The sequence below is a fragment of the Paenibacillus sp. FSL H8-0332 genome (assembly GCF_037963835.1).
Classification (GTDB): Bacteria; Bacillota; Bacilli; order Paenibacillales; family Paenibacillaceae; genus Paenibacillus_AQ; species Paenibacillus_AQ rhizoplanae.
On the sequence record NZ_CP150145.1, the window covers coordinates 894519 to 913028 of the forward strand.

At 54.8% G+C, this 18510-nt stretch carries 17 protein-coding genes; 4 read left to right on the top strand and 13 right to left on the bottom strand.

Annotated features, from left to right (window positions below; translation table 11 throughout):
* Positions 1 to 77: 77 nt before the first annotated feature.
* Positions 78 to 932 (bottom strand): NAD(P)-dependent oxidoreductase, encoded by an 855-nt coding sequence (locus NST43_RS03805; protein ID WP_339222652.1) that lies wholly within the window; start codon positions 930 to 932, stop codon positions 78 to 80.
* Between the two features lie 41 nt (positions 933 to 973).
* The gene (locus tag NST43_RS03810; RefSeq protein WP_339222654.1) at positions 974 to 2182 is read right to left on the bottom strand and encodes an MFS transporter; all 1209 of its coding nucleotides are present in this window, start codon (positions 2180 to 2182) and stop codon (positions 974 to 976) included.
* Positions 2183 to 2351: 169 nt separating this feature from the next.
* On the opposite strand from NST43_RS03810, the gene NST43_RS03815 reads away from it, so the two are divergent.
* On the top strand, positions 2352 to 3743 hold the full coding sequence (locus NST43_RS03815) for a PLP-dependent aminotransferase family protein (protein WP_339222655.1): 1392 nt from the start codon (positions 2352 to 2354) through the stop codon (positions 3741 to 3743).
* Here NST43_RS03815 and NST43_RS03820 read toward each other — a convergent pair.
* The gene (locus tag NST43_RS03820) at positions 3738 to 4691 is read right to left on the bottom strand and encodes an EamA family transporter (RefSeq protein WP_339222657.1); all 954 of its coding nucleotides are present in this window, start codon (positions 4689 to 4691) and stop codon (positions 3738 to 3740) included. The genes NST43_RS03815 and NST43_RS03820 overlap by 6 nt on opposite strands.
* 260 nt (positions 4692 to 4951) lie before the next feature.
* Between NST43_RS03820 and NST43_RS03825 the strand changes: the two genes are divergently transcribed.
* Together NST43_RS03825 and NST43_RS03830 are read left to right on the top strand one after the other, a co-directional pair.
* Positions 4952 to 6376, top strand: a complete 1425-nt coding sequence (locus NST43_RS03825; RefSeq protein WP_339222658.1) for a PLP-dependent aminotransferase family protein — start codon at positions 4952 to 4954, stop codon at positions 6374 to 6376.
* 65 nt (positions 6377 to 6441) lie between these two features.
* Positions 6442 to 7143 (top strand): hypothetical protein, encoded by a 702-nt coding sequence (locus NST43_RS03830; RefSeq protein WP_339222660.1) that lies wholly within the window; start codon positions 6442 to 6444, stop codon positions 7141 to 7143.
* Positions 7144 to 7599: 456 nt separating this feature from the next.
* Here the strand turns inward: NST43_RS03830 and cysC are convergent, their stop codons facing one another.
* The 9 genes from cysC to NST43_RS03875 form a co-directional block, all read right to left on the bottom strand.
* On the bottom strand, positions 7600 to 8160 hold the full coding sequence (cysC, locus tag NST43_RS03835; RefSeq protein ID WP_339222661.1) for an adenylyl-sulfate kinase: 561 nt from the start codon (positions 8158 to 8160) through the stop codon (positions 7600 to 7602).
* On the bottom strand, positions 8160 to 9029 hold the full coding sequence (locus NST43_RS03840; RefSeq protein ID WP_339222662.1) for an STM4011 family radical SAM protein: 870 nt from the start codon (positions 9027 to 9029) through the stop codon (positions 8160 to 8162). Before NST43_RS03840 ends, cysC begins: the two co-directional genes overlap by 1 nt.
* The gene (locus NST43_RS03845; protein ID WP_339222664.1) at positions 9026 to 10414 is read right to left on the bottom strand and encodes an STM4012 family radical SAM protein; all 1389 of its coding nucleotides are present in this window, start codon (positions 10412 to 10414) and stop codon (positions 9026 to 9028) included. Before NST43_RS03845 ends, NST43_RS03840 begins: the two co-directional genes overlap by 4 nt.
* 42 nt (positions 10415 to 10456) lie before the next feature.
* Entirely contained in the window at positions 10457 to 11242 is a 786-nt protein-coding gene (locus NST43_RS03850) for an STM4013/SEN3800 family hydrolase (protein WP_339222666.1), read from the bottom strand.
* Entirely contained in the window at positions 11239 to 12648 is a 1410-nt protein-coding gene (locus NST43_RS03855) for an STM4014 family protein (RefSeq protein WP_339222668.1), read from the bottom strand. Before NST43_RS03855 ends, NST43_RS03850 begins: the two co-directional genes overlap by 4 nt.
* Positions 12648 to 13493: an STM4015 family protein gene (locus tag NST43_RS03860; protein WP_339222670.1), complete on the bottom strand. Its 846-nt coding sequence runs from the start codon at positions 13491 to 13493 to the stop codon at positions 12648 to 12650. The genes NST43_RS03855 and NST43_RS03860 overlap by 1 nt, the downstream gene beginning before the upstream one ends.
* A 400-nt stretch (positions 13494 to 13893) precedes the next feature.
* Positions 13894 to 15303 (bottom strand): ferrous iron transporter B, encoded by a 1410-nt coding sequence (locus NST43_RS03865; RefSeq protein ID WP_209993335.1) that lies wholly within the window; start codon positions 15301 to 15303, stop codon positions 13894 to 13896.
* The gene (locus tag NST43_RS03870) at positions 15281 to 16012 is read right to left on the bottom strand and encodes a FeoB small GTPase domain-containing protein (RefSeq protein ID WP_339222672.1); all 732 of its coding nucleotides are present in this window, start codon (positions 16010 to 16012) and stop codon (positions 15281 to 15283) included. Before NST43_RS03870 ends, NST43_RS03865 begins: the two co-directional genes overlap by 23 nt.
* Positions 16009 to 16263 carry a FeoA domain-containing protein gene (locus tag NST43_RS03875; RefSeq protein WP_209993337.1) on the bottom strand — a complete coding sequence of 85 codons (255 nt, stop codon included), beginning with the start codon at positions 16261 to 16263 and terminating at the stop codon, positions 16009 to 16011. The genes NST43_RS03870 and NST43_RS03875 overlap by 4 nt, the downstream gene beginning before the upstream one ends.
* Before the next feature lie 246 nt (positions 16264 to 16509).
* Between NST43_RS03875 and NST43_RS03880 the strand changes: the two genes are divergently transcribed.
* Positions 16510 to 17391, top strand: coding sequence for an AraC family transcriptional regulator (locus NST43_RS03880; RefSeq protein WP_339222674.1), 882 nt, complete (start codon positions 16510 to 16512; stop codon positions 17389 to 17391).
* An 18-nt stretch (positions 17392 to 17409) separates the two neighbouring features.
* On the opposite strand, the gene NST43_RS03885 is transcribed toward NST43_RS03880, so the two are convergent.
* Positions 17410 to 18504, bottom strand: coding sequence for an endospore germination permease (locus tag NST43_RS03885; RefSeq protein ID WP_209993338.1), 1095 nt, complete (start codon positions 18502 to 18504; stop codon positions 17410 to 17412).
* Positions 18505 to 18510: the final 6 nt, after the last annotated feature.

Below are 18510 nucleotides of genomic sequence, written 5' to 3' on the forward strand. Positions count from 1 at the left end.
GAAAAGACAACAGAACAGCCCGGAACCCTTTTGTAAGGGTCCGGGCTGTTCACATACGTAGTATCTTACAACATAGGTTAACGCAATGCTTCTAAAAAACCTGTTCTCCAAGTTGGATAATGTAGATTCCATCCACAAACGTTTTTTACTTTGGTATTCAAAGCCCCTCTCTCCCATCCACCTGCTCCTAATTGAAGTTCTGGTGAGGGTGCGTTCAAAATATCTGCATATACTGGAAGCCAGTCTATACCCTTGGCGGGTTCATCATCCACGATGTTATACGTTCCTGTCGGCCAAGCCAATGCTAGAAAAGCTGCATTCGCAGCATCCTCAACATGGATAAAAGAGGAGACTCCGTCTGTTGCCGTTAACTCGTGATTCCGAACTTGTCCCGCCGTGGCTCCATTCTTGTCATACCAGGTAGATGGACCATAGAGTGTGCCATACCGCAATATGACATAGTCGGGGATTTCTGTAACTGCGCTCTCTAAGGCTGCAATACCGCTGATCGTCGTACTCCGGGGTAAAGGTGCGTGAACATCCAAGGCCACTTCTTCCATCGCCGGCTCATCCCCCGGTTCATACGCCCATGAAATACTTTGGGCAATGATCTTCTTAACATTGGCTTGTCGGGCAGCGTTCACCAGATTCCGGGTTCCTTCCATTCGAATTCGTGCATTCTCTGCTGAACTCCCCTGACTCAATGCTGTTAACTGATGGATGACTACATCTGGCTGGTTCTCGCTTATGATGTTTACCATTTGTTTCAGATTAAACGCATCTGCAATGACAGCTTTAGCTCCTAACTCTTCGATAGCCTGTCCTTGTTCCTTACGACGCGTCATTCCCGTTACTTCGTGACCTGCTTCCACTAATTTTGGAAGTAAAATACGTCCAATAACTCCACTTGCACCAGCAACAAATATCTTCATGTCGATAAACCTCCCAATGTTTTAACGGCTGATAAAAACGTCTATTCATCTTTTCCCGGAATGATAAATAAGGATATTACTCCCATCAAAACCGAAACTAGTACCATCCCCAGTATGCTCAACTTAAAATTGCCCATGCGGTCATAAACTAAGCCCAGCAGAAATGGCCCCCCCGCCCCGATGAGAAAACCAAAACACTGAGTCATGGCTGCCCAAGAGGCGGCCTCTTCAGGCGTTGACGTCGCTTCGAGTGGGAGCAAGTTAACTAGAGCAAATAACATTCCTGATCCTAGTCCAATTAACAGCACAGCAGGCCATAAGAAGGTGGAGAAGAATAACAATAAGAGGCCGGTAGCCTGCATCGAAGACGATATGATTAGCCAACTCCGTCTGGAAGGATGGACCTTTAAGAGCATTTGCATAATCATTCCACTCGGGATTTGAGTGATGGCAAACAAGGTCACCATGAATCCAGCGTGCAGCCGGGAAATACCTGCCGTAATGAGCATTAATGGAAACCACCCCAGGAGCGAATAAAACACGACAGATAAGAGTCCGAATTCGATGGCAAGCAGCCACGCTTTTCCTGTTTTCCAGGGCAGCTTCAATGGTCTTGAAAAGGATACTTCTGTAGCAGAAGCATGTATCTGTCGTCTTTGCATGCCATACCACAGCGGTAGAGCCAATATTGCAGGTATGAGCCAGAATGAAAGTGCCGTTTGCCAGGAGTGAAGCTTCCATTGTAATGGTGAAGTCAGGCTCGAACCAAGCGCTGCCCCTAGTGCTAAAGCCATGGAATACAAAGCAATCATTGATGGCACCCTGTCAGCCATATACTTCTTGATAAACCCCGATAGCAAAGGCCCCATCATAGCAATACCAAAACCAGATAGCAATGCAGTCAGAAACAACAGCGGGGCAGAGTGAATGAAAATGCGTAAAAACGTACTTGTGCCAATGAGAAGCAAGGACAAGGTAATGACTCGTTCCATCCCCAGTCTTTCGCTCAATTGTACAGAGAACGGAGCGAGAAGCCCCATACAAAGCAGCGGAATGGAGACCAGCAAGCTGGAAACTGCACCACTCAAGCCGAGATCCTGTTGAATGCTGCTCAGTACTGGTGCGATGGACGCTATCGAGGGTCTCAAATTCAGTGATGCCATGAAGAGGGCCGCTGCTACCAGCCAAGGACCTATTACATGCTCCTTACTCGTGCGCAAGGGAATAATTGCGTCTGATTGAATTCTCATTGTGGGTGCTCTAGCGTGTTGAATTTACGATTCCTCATTGTCATAAGCTTCTTTCTAGGTTGGATTTATACTGGCATGACTTATGGTAACATGCTAGATTGGTTATAATAAGTACCACTTTACGCCTATTTAACCATACCAATTCCAAGTTTAGAAGGAGACACGTTAGATGAAGACGGAACTAACAGAAACAAAAACAAGACGAGTCTACACTCTAATAAGAAATCGGATTTTTCAAGGGGGTTATGAGTTGGGAAGTCTCCTTCCCTCTACTAGAGAGCTGGCAAAGGAACTGGGAGTCTCACGGGCTCTCATCGTTGAGGTATACGAGCAGTTGACGGCTGAAGGTTATTTGGAAGGACGCCAAGGTTCAGGCACCTATGTTATGGACATCGGAAGGAGCAGACCGTTTCTAATACAACAGGAGGATTCAATCACGACAGACCAACTCTCTTTTTCCAAAGACAGTGGGGATTTTAACGGAATAGATTTCCGGCCAAGCTTCCCGGCCCTTGAGCATGTTCCACTTCAAAAATGGAAAAGAACCGCACTTGAGGTTTACGACAATGCTCCTTCTTCTGCATTTGGCTATCAAGAAGATCTATCTGGGAGTTGGCCACTTAGACAATCCATTTGCCAGCACCTCCTCAAATTCAAAGGATTCCACTGTGTACCTTCACAAATTATTGTCACATCCGGAGCCACCCAAGCCATCTCCTTATTGTGCAAACTGTTGTTGAAGCCGAAAGATATTGTAGCCATTGAAGATCCTACTGCTGCGTTTATTCATAATATTTTCGTCTCGACGGATGCGCAAATTGTACCTGTACCTGTCGATGAACATGGACTATGTGTCTATAACCTTCCCACACACTCGCAGCCTAAATGTATCTTTGTCACCCCTTCTCATCAATTTCCTTCCGGAAGCATCCTGTCCATCAGCAGACGTATTCAACTGCTGGATTATGCTCGGCGTACCCGAAGCTATATTATTGAAGACGATTATGATAGTGAATTTCGATATGGAGGAATGCCGATCCATGCCCTGCGAGAGCTTGATGCCGAACGGGTTATCTATGTGGGGACATTCAGCAAAAATTTGTTTCCATCATTACGTCTTGGTTATATGGTCGTCCCCCAAGAACTACTTGAGCCATTGTTAGAATTAAAACGGATGGCCGATATGCAATGTCCCACCTTGCCACAATTGACGTTAGCTCAATTCATGAAGGAAGGACATTTGGAACGTCATATCACACGAATGAAACGCATTTACGGCAAAAGAAGAAAACATCTGATAGCCGCAATGAATGAGGCGTTTGACGGCAAAGTAACGATATCTGGTGATGCATCCGGTTTGCATGTCGTAGCAAAATTTCCAGGTCGTAACATTGATCTTTTAACGTCTATGCAACTTGAGGAGCAACATATCAGAATATATCCTGCCGAGCGATATACCATTTCGAAAGAAAAGTATACTGAGAGCCTCATTATGGGATTTGGTAATGTAACAGAATTACAGATCACTAAGGGAGTCAAGACGATTGCCCAATTTCTATAAATCCTGCGGAAGTGCTTCAATGCCTGCTTTTGGCAGCACGGGGATTACCGGTTTAGGCTTGAAGAACAGTTGCTTCAGCGCGCCAGCATTCACAAGGATGGTTCCCGCGATAATGGTGAATACGCCAAGCAGCGTTACCCAGGTAACCGCTTCGTTATAGAACAGGAAGCCTACCCCGACGGCAATCGGCGGAGAGATATACAGCCAGGTGGACGGGAAAACCGGATTCGTCTTGGAGACGAGCCAGTAGAACAGCGTGTGTCCAACCATGGAGCCGACAACGGTCAGGTAGAGCAGGGAACCTGCGGTTTTGAATGACAACAGGAAGGACGGGTGCATCGGCTCTGTGAACAGGGAGATGATGAACAGCAGCGCCCCGCCGTACATCATCTGTGCTGCGTTTAAAGCCACGGGAGACTCGGCGGAGAAGGTGGTAATTACTTTTTTGGAATAGATCGCTCCCGCCGCGTAGCAGAGTTCCCCAATCAGCACCACCACACAGCCGATCAGCCAGAGCGGAGTGACGTCAGCCGCCAGGCTGGGCAGCACCAGCAGCAGGACTCCGGTGAACCCGATGATACAGCCGAAGAGAGAATAGGCGGGCGCTTTTTGGCGCATAAAGGCCATCTGCATGAGCAGAATCATCATCGGCCCGGTGGCAGACAATACGGCGGCAAGTCCGGAGGATACATATTGTTCCGCCCAGTAGAGCGCGGCGAAGGTGCCGAAGGTCAGCGCAGCTCCTGTGAGCAGCATTTCCTTGCGCAGGAGCAGGGAGAAGCGGGCTTTGCCCCGCAGAACCATGAATAGGAACAGCACCGCACCCGCCGTGAAAAAACGCAGTCCCGCAGAGAAGAAGGGCGGCGCTCCGGCGTCTACGCCGATTTTGATGGCCAGGAAGGTAGTGCCGAAGATCAGACAGACAAGTGAATAAGCTAACAGAATCATGGTTCAGTTCCCCTTTGTGGTGGTAATGTGGCAGCGTCTTAAAGATTTCAGTTAATCATATCCTTATAGACACAGAACAGATTAGAGATAGCAGAACAGTTACGGAGGGGAATGCTGTACAATAAGGTTAAGAGAAGTTAGCAGCTGGGCGTGCGAGGTTGTGTAGACGTCGGCAAGCGTTAGCAGGAGCCATGTCGAGTGAATTTTGAGCGATGGAGCGGGGGCGACCCCGTTATAGGTTGCAGAGAGGCGGCAGATTGATGAAAAAAATAGCGGGTGCCGAGCAGAATAATCCCTTATTCCGCCAAGTTTATGAGTTCATGCTGAACCGGATGGAGCGCGGGGAGTGGAAGACTGATGACAAGCTGCCGTCGATCCGGCTGCTGGCGGAGGAGCTGGGAGTTCACCGGCTGACCGTGTTCAAGGCCTACCGGGCGCTGACTGAGAGCGGTAAGCTGTATGTCAAAGACAAATCCGGTTATTATGTGGCCCTGGGCAGCAGGCTGGACCCTTCGGCGGAAGATGGGGCGGCAGTGCCGGGGTATATGGTCAGGAGCCCGATGTCCGATATTCAGCGGCTGCCGGTCACGCACCAGTTCTCTCGGGCCTTGATTGATCCGGGGCTGCTGCCGAACCTGTTCCTGTCTGATTATGTAAAAAAAGTATTCGACCTCTACCCGAAGGTCCTGGGCACCTACTCCTCCGTGGAGGGTGATGAAGAGCTGCGTGTTACGCTGAGCAGCCATTTCGAGGAGCGGTATAAGCTCCAGCTGTCGGCCCGCGAGCTGCTGATTACTTCAGGTGCACAACAGGCCATCAATCTGATTGCCGGGATCATGCTCGGTCCGATGGATGTTGTGCTGGTGGAGCGGCCTACGTATAGTGTGGCGCTGGATATTTTTCGGCGGGCAGGAGCGCGGCTGGTAGCTGTGGATATCTCGCCGCAGGGCTATGATCTGGCGGCGGTGGAGGAGCTGATGCGTAAGAATAAGCCGCGGATGTTCTACATCAACCCGACCCATCATAACCCGACGGGGTATACGATTCCGGCCCAGCAGCGCAAGCTGCTGGTGGAGCTTGCAGAGCGCTACCGCTGTCTGCTCGTGGAGGATGATCCGTTCCGCGACATGTACTTCTTAGAGGAGCCGCCCCCGCCGTTCTTCGCTTATGATACAGAGGGCTGGGTCATGTATATCAGCAGCTTCAGCAAATATGTGGCCCCCGGCCTGCGGATCTGTGCGGTGGCCTGCCGTTATCCGTTCATGGAGCGGCTGATCGCCGCCAAGTCCTTGGCGGATAACGGGACGCCGCTGCTGAATCAGAAGATTTTTCTGCATTATTATACCTCGCCGCGCTTACAGCAGCATCTTGGCAAGCTGCGGATTGCCCTTCAGGTGCACAAGGAGATTATGGAGGAAGAGCTCGCGGCCACCGGCTGGGAATGGACGCCCCCGCAGGGCGGACTTAATCTGTGGGTCAAGCTGCCGGACAGTGTTCCGGTAACTAAGCTGCTGGCCCGTTGCCTGGAGCATTCGATCTCCTTCGTACCGGGTGAAATCTGTGATCCGCTGGGGGAGATGAAGTCCTGGCTGCGCCTTAGCTACTCGTTCGCCAGTGAAGCCTTGCTGCGCGAGGGAATGCAGCGGCTCACCGCCATTGCGCGGGAGATTGAGGCGGGGGAGTAGATGACGGGAGTATGTAACCTTTCTCTGGAAATTTCCGTCTGAGGGTTATGAGGAGCGTGATGTTTATGGTAACGATAAGGAAAATGCGGAGCGCCTGGCTGATGATTCTCTGTGCGCTGATTGTCTTCATGACACTGCTGACTGTACGCCCGCAGGTAACCTATGCGTGTTCTTGTGCAGTGTCTGCTTCACCGCTGGAAGCAATGGAGCAGAGTGCAGCTGTTTTTGAGGGAACAGTAGTTTCTATTAAAGAGAAATTTAAAATTATGCAGTCCAGCGCTGATCCGGTGCGCGTAACCTTTCAAGTGGGAGCGCGGTGGAAGGGTGAAATGGGGGAGAAGGTTACTGTAACTACGGCATTGTCGGGGGCGAGCTGCGGTTTCGAGTTCACCAAGGGCGAGCGCTACATCGTATATGCAGCTGGGGAGGAAGGAGAGGGTAAGGGAGGGACAGCTAAACTTACAGTCAGCTTGTGCAGCCGGACCGCAATGTTCTCTGGTGCCGAGGAGGACCTGAATGAGCTAGGCGCCGGAATGTCAGGGGGCTCGCCCACGGAGCCGCCCGGGATCGCTGATGATCCAGGGGCGGTCTCTGGTAACCATCCTCCAACCTCAGCAAGCCCTCCAGCTTCTGGAGATAGCCCAACAACTGAGCCTGAAACCACATCTGCATCTTGGCTGCCATACGCCGGAGCGGGTGCCGGAATCGTAGTCCTTGGAGCCGCCGCACTGATTCTCCTGCGCCGCCAATCTAACTCGCGGAAGTAATCCAGAGCATCTGGAGTATCCGTAACTCCAGAATGCAGCGGCCGGGAGCGATGGGCATAGGAAGGGCTGAAGTTGAATATGCCTTATGCGCGCTAAAGGAGCGAATGAGGAGCATTAGTGCACCTGAATTTGTAAATAGTTGGCTGGACGAGCGAATGAGGAGCACTAGTGCCCCTGAATTCAGCAGACGCGGGCCAAATGAACGAATGAGGAGCATTAGTGCACCTGAATTCAGCAGACGCGGGCCAAATGAACGAATGAGGTGCACTAGTGCCCCTGAATTCAGCAGATGCGGGCTAAATGAACGAATGAGGTGCACTAGTGCCCCTGAATTCAGCAGACGCGGGGCAAACACATGAATGAGGTGCACTAGTGCACTTGAATTCCCCGGACGCACGCTAAATAAACAAAGGAGGGGCACTAATGCCCCTCCTTATTCCGTTTGCTCCTATTCCATCATAGCCGATAAAGCCGATGCTCCGTGAGCCAGCTGATCAGCTCTTCCATGCATTGCTCCGGTGTACGCTCCGCTGTGTGCAGCGTCAGCTCGGGGTCAGCCGGAACTTCATAAGGATCAGAGATCCCGGTGAAGGCCGGGATCTCACCGGAGCGGGCTTTGGCGTACAGCCCTTTGACGTCCCTTGCTTCACAGACGGGAAGCGGGCAGTTCACATAGACCTCGACGAAGCCCGGCAATTCCTGCCGGGCATAGCTGCGCATGTCGGCATAAGGACTGATTACCGAGACCACGGTAATTACGCCGTGCCGGTTCAGCATCCCGGCGAGGTAGACCGCTCTGCGGATGTTCTCGAACCTGTCCTCGCGGCTGAAGCCGAGTCCCCGCCCCAGGCTGCGCCGCAGTTCATCGCCGTCCAGCCATTCCACCGCCTGCCCCTGCTCCCGGAGCCGGTCTGTGAGCAGCGCGGCAAGCGTTGACTTGCCCGCCCCCGACAGACCGGTAAGCCATATCGTTAAACCGGCAGAGGTCTTGTGTGCTTGTAGCTTACCAGTAGTCACTACTCTGTCCTCCCCGCGCCGTAAGGAATCCGCTCCAGCAGGCCGGAGCCGTAGATCTGCTCCAGGCCCAGCTCGGGCATATGAATATAGCCGATGTAGCAGTCACATACCTTCATGCGGCAGCTCCGCTCAGCGGCAAGGCCCTCCAGCCCGTCGCGGTAGAGGTTACCGATCACCGCGCGGTCCTTGTAGCAGCGCTTCACCAGGCCGGGGCCTTGCACGTAGAATACGCTGCTACCAGCATTACAGCTGGCACCGAGGCTGTCATAGTCCATCGCATTAATCTGGAAATGCGGGTCTATCCCACTCAGGAAGCTTATATCCTCCGCCGTATAATAATCCCGTTTATCCTTGTAGGCGTTCACCCACAGATAGACGTCCTCCGGCAAGGCCGCACGCAGCGAGGCGATAGCCGGGAAGGCACTATGCACCCCCACACTGCCCACGCTGAACGGAATGCCCTGCCGGTATACCGTCATGCACTGCGCCAGGAACTTTTCCTCACTCACCTGACCGGGATGATAGGTCGCCCAGAAGGCGGCCTTCGCCGGGTTCAGTTCAGCAGTGAAATCAAGTCGGGCCGACAGATTGGTCTGGATGGCGACCTTGTCCACATGCTCCAGATGGGACAGGGTAATCAGCGCCTCCCGGTACCAGCGGTGCGTCAAGCCCTCGCCATACGGATTGAAAAAGATAGACAGGCGGTGGCCTGCGCCCCCCTGCTCCGCTACCCAGCGGACGAAGGTTTCCAGACCTTCGCGGTCTTTGGCGAGGGTGGCGGCGCTGTCTTTGGTTTTGCCGAAGGGGCAGTAAGGACAGTCATAGTTACAGGAGGAGAGGGAGCCCCGGTAGTAGAGGACCGCCTTCATGGCACGATGAACTCCTGCATCTGCTCCCTGATCTCACCGGAGATGAACCAGTCACCGATGGAGTCGGAGTAGCCCAGCCCATCTGGAGTCAGCCGCAGAATACCCTCATCATCCGTGGCGAACCCGCTCTGTACCAAAAGGCCAAGCTCAGGATGGTCCTCCCATAGCTTAGTCCCGAACCGCTGGTTATAGTCCGCAATCGTCAGCCCTTCGCTGTGCAGGATTGCTTTTAGAATGAACCGCCGTTTCTGCTCGTCCAGGCTCAGCACGATTCCATAATCGGCTGTATTATAATGCTCTGCGGCAACATAATCCGCGATGATGCTCTCCGTAGCCTTGCGGCTGACGCCGTAGCGGGAGGCATAATGCACATTCCGGGTATAGGAACGCGCGCCGCACCCGAGGCCGACCATCCCTTCCTCCTGGCAGCTGTAATCAAGAATATCCTTGCCGGTCCCGGCATCCTCCTTGGCGAATCTGCGCATCGAGTATTGGCGGTAGCCACGCTCTGCCAGCACAGCACGTGCCGCTTCATAGCATTCATGACGGATATCCAGCTGGTTCACCAGGTCGCCCGGCTTCACAATCGTATGCTCACGGGTGTAGAGCGGATAGAGGAAGATTTCCTCCGGTTCATGCAGCAGCGCCTGATTCAGCGAATAGAGCCAGGAGTCCACCGTCTGCCCCGGGAGTCCGTAGATCAGATCCAGATTGAGGATAGGAAAATCAAACTGCCCTAGCAACTCCAGCGCACGGTACACCACCTCGGGGTCCTGCGGGCGGTAAATCGCAGCCGACTCGGCGGCTACGAAGCTCTGGATGCCCATGCTGACCCGGTCCACCGTATGCTCCTTCAGAATCGTCAGCTTCTCCTCCGTCAGCGTCTCGGGTGAGGTCTCCACGGAGATGGAGGTGGTCCCCAGATCCACTCCCATAATATCCGTAGCAATGCTGAACAGCCGGTTCAGCTGCGCAGGAGCCAGAAGACTGGGCGTCCCGCCGCCGATGGCGAAGCGTGCGTAAGGCTTGTGACGGGTGAAGGCTGCCCACTGCCGGGCCTGCCGTTCCAGCGCATCCACGTATTCGGCGTGTACATTCGCTCTTTTATCAGGCAGCGTGAACAGGTTGCAGAAGCCGCAGCGCGCGCCGCAGAACGGAATATGCATATATAAGAACAAACTCTCCGCAGGCTCATCCCGCCACAGCTCCTCTAAAGGAAGGGGGGACGCGAACTCGCGGTAAGCGGTTTTGTGCGGATAGGAATAGAGATAATTGCGGTAAGGATGGGCCGTGATCTGCTCCGTCCATTGCTGAAGCTCCCCAGCGGAGAAGGGAGGGTGTCCGTCTTGGTTCGTGTGATGCAGAGATTGCCGGATGGACGTCATACGTTCTCCTTCCTTGTGCGGGATCGAATTTCAGTTCAATGCCTATAAAATAAATTCCCGGTACGGAACATTCCATACCGTGTCATGCGCCAGCCGATGGCCCTGATAGCCGTCTTCGCCATAAGCCGTGCCGTGGTCGGAGAAGGCTAGACAGAAGACAGGGTTGCCGCGCCCCCGGAACGCATCGAACAGACGCCCAAGCTCCCCGTCGGCATAACGCAGCGCTGCACGCTGGCTTTCCACTGAATCTTTGCGCGCGCCCGGCAGGAACATATGGTTCGGGCCATGGATCGCCGAGACATTCATGAACAGGAACAGCCGCTGGTCCAGCGGGGTGTTGCCGAGTAGCTTGAGCGCATGATTCACCTGATGCTCCGTGGAGCGCGGGTTCGTGACCCCGAAGGTCATCCGCCAGTAGCTCTGCTGGAAATAACCGGGGAGGACGCGGGCGAGGGGCACTTTTTTGCTGAAAAAGATTACGCCCCCGATACACACCGTCTGATAACCCGCCGCTGCCAGCCCCGACACCATATCCGGAGTATCGAACAGCCAGGTATGGGGATGGGTCTTCATCCCGGTATTCCTGGAGTGGAACAGCCGTACATGCTCAGCCTTATTCGTGTTAGCCGGAGTGGGTAAGAAGCCGCCGAAGAAGGCATGATGGGCCGCATAAGTGAAGCTGCCAGGGGTATGCCGCTGCTCCCAGGAGCCGCTGCCGCACAGATTGGGACAATTCGCCTCCTCCAGCACAGCCGCATCGTAGCGCAGAGTATCGAGTGTGATCATTAAGATATCGTGGGTGCCGACAATGGCATTCATATCGGTCATGGGGCCGGATTCCTCCTGGATAGCTGCTTCATTTCCCATTCGTAGGTGCTGCAGCCTTGGTATTCAACATCGTACAATAAGTCGCCAAAAGGATTCACATCCGCCGTATACGTCTGCCCAGTGCTTCCCACCAGCACATCGATGCCCGCGACTGAGCAGTTCGGAAAAGCAGCCAGGGAGGCCTCTGCTGTCCGGCGTACCTCTGCCTGCTGCGCCTCGCTCAGCCCGGCCTCCGCCGGAGTCATCCGCTGGCTGCGCAGATGCAGATTCGTAATCGGTGTGGTGCTGACTCTGGCGACAGCGTGGCAGGCATCACCAGCGACAACCAGCTGGCGGATGTCGAAGGAATGCCCGCTTATGCCGGGCTTCGGAATCCACTGCTCGGCATAGGCGCCGTGGCGGTAGAGCCAGTTAATGATACCGGCAAGGCGGGCAGAATCCGTATAGCGCTGTAGCTTGCCGGAATTATAATACACCGGGGGACGGGTGATATAGCTCTCGACTCCGATGGTGGTAACCGCCGACTCAGCCCCCGTGGCCGGGTTCAGCTGATATGCAATCACGCCGGAGGCGGCGGAGCCGCTGGCCAGCTTGATGAACACGCGGTGCATCCGCTGCGACAGCATCAGCTCGCGCAGGGAGGCGTAGTCTACGGGGACTTGTCCGCCACTGCCGCGAAGCGGACGGGGAACAGAGACGCCGGACTCGGCGAGAATCTGCTGGGTCCGGCGCTTGTCCGTCATAGCTGCGATCTCCGCCGGATCGTTGGTCCAGCGGGAAGCGGGCAGCAGCTGCCTGGCCTCCCGCCGGAGCCGCGCCAGCAGGCGGCAGTAGCCGCGGAACCACTGGGACGGGTGATGCAGCACGCCGGGCAGCTCCTTCAGGGCGGAGGCCGCTTTGAAGCTTAGCGGCCTCAGGTCCGGCTGCTGCCCGAACGGGTGCAGCGAGTCGTCCGCGTCCGGCGCATCCGGTGCGCCCAGCGCGATAAGCGCCCGCTCCAGCGTGAAGCTGCCGCCGGGGGACTCCAGGCGCAGCAGCGGCGTTCCCGCTGCGGACCCCGGCACAGCGGGCATGCTGAAGCTGCCACCCGGGGAATCCGGCAGCAGGCGCTGCGCTTCCGCTGAGGACCCCTGCGCGGAGTGCCCGCCGCTCCGGCGGCCGGGGTACTCCAGCTGGGGTTGCCCCGGCGCTGGTGAATGAAGACCCGCCTGTTCCGGCGCTCCGTCCCGAAGCTGCGACTGCACAGCCTGCTCCAGCAGATCAGCCAGCGGCTGGCCCTCCAGCAGTCCGGCATAGGGAATCAGCAGCGCCGGGGGCATCCCGAGACGCGAGCGCGCCTGCTGGATACCGGCCGCGCGCCGGTCGCCGGGCTGGCAGAAGACAACCAGCGGCTCTGCGGGCTGCATTATTCTGTGATTGACGGATAACGCCAGTCATCATCGTCATCGGCTTGCTGCTGGTCGCTGACATCGACCGGCAAGCCGCTGTTCTTCAGACGCAGCATCATCTCGTCAGACATGAAGTGATGGCTCAGGTTGAGCAGCTTCAGTCCCTTGACCCGCTCGCTGGCGAGCAGCGCTTCTGCGCCGGTGTCGCTAAGCGTTCCCAGTGACATATCCAGGGTATGGAGCTGGTCCAGAATCGGCGCATCCGCCAGGGCTGCGGCAATTTCGTCCTGTATCTCACTGTTTTTGAGTCCGAGATAGGTTAGCTTAGGGAATTTCCCAGGCTCGATCAGCGGCTGGAGGTCGTCCAGCCCGCCGTCGAAGCCGTAATTGTCCACTCCAAGATAGAGTTCGAGCTTCTGCAGGTTAGGTAGAGTGGAGCCGGCGATATCCGCCAGCACATCCTTGCTGAGTCCGCCTGTAATGATAATCAGTTCTTCGAGCTTGTCGTGCTGCAGCTGACTTAGCCGCAGACTGGTGCCGCCTTGGATGGTCAATGACTGAAGCTCCGGATAGGCAGGGAGCAGCGGGGAGAGGTCACTCTGGGTAATCCACGAGATTTCACATTCCTCGTAGCTCATATCCCCAATGAACAGCTTACGCAGTGCCGGGAAGCTTGCGCTATGCTTCACAAGTGCCTGAACGGTTTCCTCTGAGCTGTTCTCATAGGCTTGTCCCCAGTCGCCAATCGTAAGGCTGGTCAGGCCGGCGGCTTCAGGGCTTGCGCTTAAGCGTTCAATCTCCGTCTCCATCCGCTTACCTTCTTCAAATCCATCGTAATCAATGCTGAGCTTCACTGCTGTCATGAACATCCCTCCAAGGTAGAATTATGGCTTCCAAATCACCCTAACATGTAGGGAGAGGTAGAGTCAAATGGCAGAGGAACAGGTGCACCTATTTCTCCGTTAACGCCCGTAACCACGGGGTTGTACGGGTCAAATGTAATCGAAAAACCGACCACATTTGGCACGGCGGTGGCGTGTGGTCCGAATGTAGTCGGAAAACCGACCACATTTGGAGTGGCGGTGGCGTGTGGTCCGAATGTAATCGAAAAACCGATCACATTTGGCACGGCGGTGGCGTGTGGTCCGAATGTAGTCGGAAAACCGATCACATTTGGCACGGCGGGGGTTGCCGCGAAGGACGCGCACCAGAGCGCAAAAAAGCACTATCCGCCCGTCCGGGGGGAATAGTGCTCTGCATGATTTACACCCAGCCGAACAGCCGCGCCGCCGAAGCCACCGCGAAGGTTACGCCGATAGCGATAGCGAGCGGGATTACAGCGGAGAGCACGGCCCACTTCAGGCTTTTGGTCTCCTTGTAGATGTTCACGAGTGTGGTGCCGCAAGGATAGTGGAGCAGGGAGAACAGCATCATATTCAGCGCCGTCAGCCAGGTCCAGCCGTGGCTCAGGAAGATGTCCTTAATGCTGCCGAGACCTTCGATATCGACCATGGCCCCAGAGGACATGTAGCCCATTAGCAGGATAGGCAGCACAATCTCGTTAGCGGGCAGGCCGAGGATGAAGGCCATAATAATGAAGCCGTCCATGCCGAGCAGCTGTGCGAACGGATCGAACCAGGCTGCCATATGATTCAGCACACTCTCACCGCCGACAAACAGATTGCCGAGAATCCAGGTGATAATCCCTGCCGGAGCAGCCACGATGATGGCGCGGGTCAGGACATTGAGGGATTTTTCCTTGGAGGAGCGGACAATGGTCTTCCAGATCTGCGGGCGGCGGTAAGGCGGCAGCTCCAGGGTGTAGTGGGTAGGCACACCGCGCAGCGCCGTTTTGGACATGATCCACGATACGCTCAGGGTGACGATAATTCCGACCAGCACGATCCCCATCAGCACCAGCGCAGTCGAGAAGGTACGCAGTGCCCCGGTGGTGGTTGCCCCGACCATGAACATGGAGGAGAGCAGAATAAGCGTAGGCCAGCGGCCGTTGCACGGGACGAAGTTGTTGGTCAGAATGGCCAGCATCCGTTCGCGGGGCGATTCAATAATGCGGGTGGACAGAATAGCGGCAGCGTTGCAGCCGAAGCCCATCGACATCGTCAAGGCCTGCTTGCCATGCCCCCCGGATTTCTTGAATAAGCGGTCCATATTAAAAGCAACCCGGGGCAGATACCCGAAATTCTCCAGCAGCGCGAACACCGGGAAGAAAATCATCATAGGCGGCAGCATGACGCTGATGACCCATGAGGTTCCACGGTACAGTCCCAGCACAAGGACGCCGTGCAGCCAGGCCGGGGCATGAACAGCCTCGAAGCCGGCGGTCAGATAGCCTTCGATCCAGCTGAAGAGGGAGGCAATCCAGCCCGAAGGGTAATTGGCTCCGGCAATGGTAATCCAGAATACCAGGCCAAGGCCGGCGAGCATAATGGGGAAGCCCCAGATTTTCGAGGTGACGATATTATCCAGCTTATAGGTGCTGCCGAGCTTCTTCTTGTCGTGATAGGTGACAGCATCGCTGCAGATTCCAGCCGATACGCCGTAGATTCCGCTGACGATCTCGTCGCGGACCGCCCCTTTGTCTGCCAGCTTCTTCGCAGTTGCGAGCAGGGAATCGAGCGGGTCTTGGCCGTTAATGGCATGCGGTGACTCCATGGCGGGCCACCTCCTTCGCTACAGATATACCCTTGCGTCCCATATGGGCTCTGAGGGAAGCCAGCAGGCTGTGATCACCGTCCAGCAGGCGCAGGGCAATCCAGCGTGCCGGATATCTGGCGCCGACCGTCTGTTCCACCATCGGGATCAGCTCGGCAATGCCTTGCTCAATCTCCTCGTTGTAGGTGATCTTCAGCGGCTCTGCCTTGAATTCACCGGTCGCTACGCGTGCGACCTGATCCAGCAGCGCTTCGATGCCGATTCCGTTACGGGCCGAAATGGCCGTGACAGGCACCCCGAGGCGCTCCGCAATCCGCTTCAGATTAATATCAATGCCCAGCCGCTTGGCTTCATCGATCAGATTGATGCAGACCACGGCGCGTCCGGTAATCTCCAGCACCTGCAGGGCCAGATTGAGGTTGCGCTCCAGCGACGTTGCATCCAGAACCACCAGCGTTACATCCGGTTCCTCAAAAATAATATAGTCCCGGGCCGCCTCTTCATCGGCGGAGTTGGAGTAGAGCGAATAGGTGCCGGGAAGGTCAACGGCCCGGTAAGTATGCTCCTTGTGGGTGAAGTGCCCTTCGGCGGTAACTACGGTTTTGCCGGCCCAGTTGCCGGTGTGCTGGCGCATCCCGGTCAACAGGTTGAACAGCGTGCTCTTGCCTGTATTGGGGTTGCCGGCAAAAGCTACGGTATACTCACTCATCCTTCTCCGCCTCCAATCAGTTCGCCATAAATCAGGGAACTCTCTTCCCGCCGCAGGGCAATAGTAGTGTTGCTGATCCGGTAAGCTGTAGGGTCTCCAAGCGGGCTGCGCCGCAGCACCTCTACAGCATTGCCGACAACAAACCCGAGATCAAGCAGTCTTCTCCGCAGCACGCCCTGAACCTCGATGCCGCTGATCCTCAGTGTGCTGCCGTTCGTAGCTTCAGACAATGGAATTACGGCTCCAGCCATAAGCTCTCCCACTTTCGTATGATTAATGAATGAATAGTTATAGTTATCCTTAAGTATGAAGTATGCACTTGTATAGTATATTGTGCAGGGCACAGAATATTGCATCCTGCCACAATATTAGTATACGTAAATAAATTTGTCCTTGCAACAATAATGTTTCCCTAGGGAAAGATAAATACAGCAAGATTTATCAAAAGTGTTTCCGGTGTCTGCTATATACTTTGAGTTGTGGAGGGGGTGAGAGTAATGCACTACCAATTGATTCACAAGAGCATCGAGTTTATTGAGCAGCATTTGGAAGAGGATTTGGATTTGGAGAAGGTGGCTAAGGCAGCGGGGTTGTCCAAATATCATTTTCACCGGATTTTTCGGAAATATGTGAATAAAAATGTCCATGAATATATCCGGGCCCGCCGTCTCAGCCAAGCAGCCAATCTCCTGCTGTACTCCGAGACACGTATTCTTGAGATTGCGCTGCAGTGCGGCTTTGAGAGTCAGGAGGCTTTTACAAGAGCTTTCAAGGAAATTTATGATTTGCCGCCTGCCCAGTACAGATCGCAGGTGAGACTATTGATTCAAGAAAGAGAGGTATTTACAATGTCAGAGATTACAGGCTGGTATATTACAGGTACCCACCCGGAGAACTATAAGGTAGAGATCGATCCCCGCGTCTGCTATAAGACAAGTCCCTCCATGCATCTTCATTCCAATGAACAGGCTACGCAGGACGACAATGGTTTTGGAACCTTGATGCAGCAGTTTCAGGCAAGAGAGTATCGGGGGAGACGGATGCGCTTCTCCGGGTTCGTAAGAACGGAGGATGTCACCGGCTGGAGCGGCCTGTGGATGAGAGTGGATGATAATCAGCAGAATATGTTAGCTTTTGATAACATGCAGAACCGGAGCATACAAGGAACCACGGAATGGAACCACTATGCCTGCGTAATGGATATTCCGTCCGAAGCTGACGTGATCAATATCGGAATTCTGCTGAGCGGAAGCGGGAAGGTGTGGCTGGGGGAGTGTGAATTTGAGGAAGTAGGCAAGGATGTACCCGTAACAGATGGCTCTACAGGTGCGGAGAACCTTCCGTCCGGGCCGCAGAATCTGAAGTTCGACCAGCAGTAACAGCCGGAGCAATCTGCTTCAAGCTGAACGCTGTAACCGGCCCCGCACCCAGATCGACAGGGCCAGCAGCAGCGGAATGGCGACCTGAAAGAGCGGGTCAAGCTTCAGGCTTGGCCCCAGGCCGATGGCGATATGCTGGGTGTAATCCCGTTCCAGGAAGGAGGAGCCGTAGATGATTGCCCCCACAGGGAAGACCCACCATTTGGCCGGTTTGCCGGTCAGCTCTGCAAGAGCTTTTACGGAACAGAAATAGAAGATCATCATCTTGATCAGCAGCCCCACGAAGAGCTGGACAGTCACCAGGATATCAAGCCGTTCCACAAATTTGAGGTTGGATAAAGTGCGGACGGTTTTGAGAAAAGGCAGCTGGCTGATTCCCGAGATGGTCGGGCCAAGGACAGCCACATTGAGCGCGTTCATGAAGATCAGGAACAGGCTGATGAGCAGATAGGCATTCACCGTATATTTTACAGGCAGACCAGGCTTCTCCCATAAGGACCACAGCATCAGAAAAACAATCATCTGCCCGAAGGGGAACGAGACGATTTCCGGCAGCGCAGCTTCAATCACCGGCATCAGCCCGCCCCCAAGGACAGGTGACAGACGGCCGAAGTCGATAGATCCCATCATTCCAAGCATGATAACGAGCAGGATATAGAAGAAAAGCATCACGGGCAGCAGGACCTCGGGCAGCCTGAATACAACCTCGGCCCCCTTCCAGATGGCGTATAGCGCAAGCAACACAAAAACAAGCATCGTGACAGACATGGGTGTTCTTGGCAGCATGGTCATCGCCGTCAGTTCCCCGAGATCGCGGACATTACGCATGGACTGATAGGCAAAATACAGGCTATAGACACCGCCGATGAAGGCTCCCGGAAGCTTGCCGAAATGGAGCTTAAGCATCCCGATCAGGTCTGTGCCCGGAGAGCGCCACTGAATCCACATCAGCAGCAGAAGCAGGATGAATCCGGCGGCGGAGCCTATACACATCGCCAGCCAGGAGTCCTGCTTCGCCGTGCCTCCGAGCAGGAACAGCGGCGTGCTGCCGATCTCAAACAGCATAATCATGAACGCAATCTGGAGGGAAGAGACCTGTTCTTTGTTGGGCATGATTAC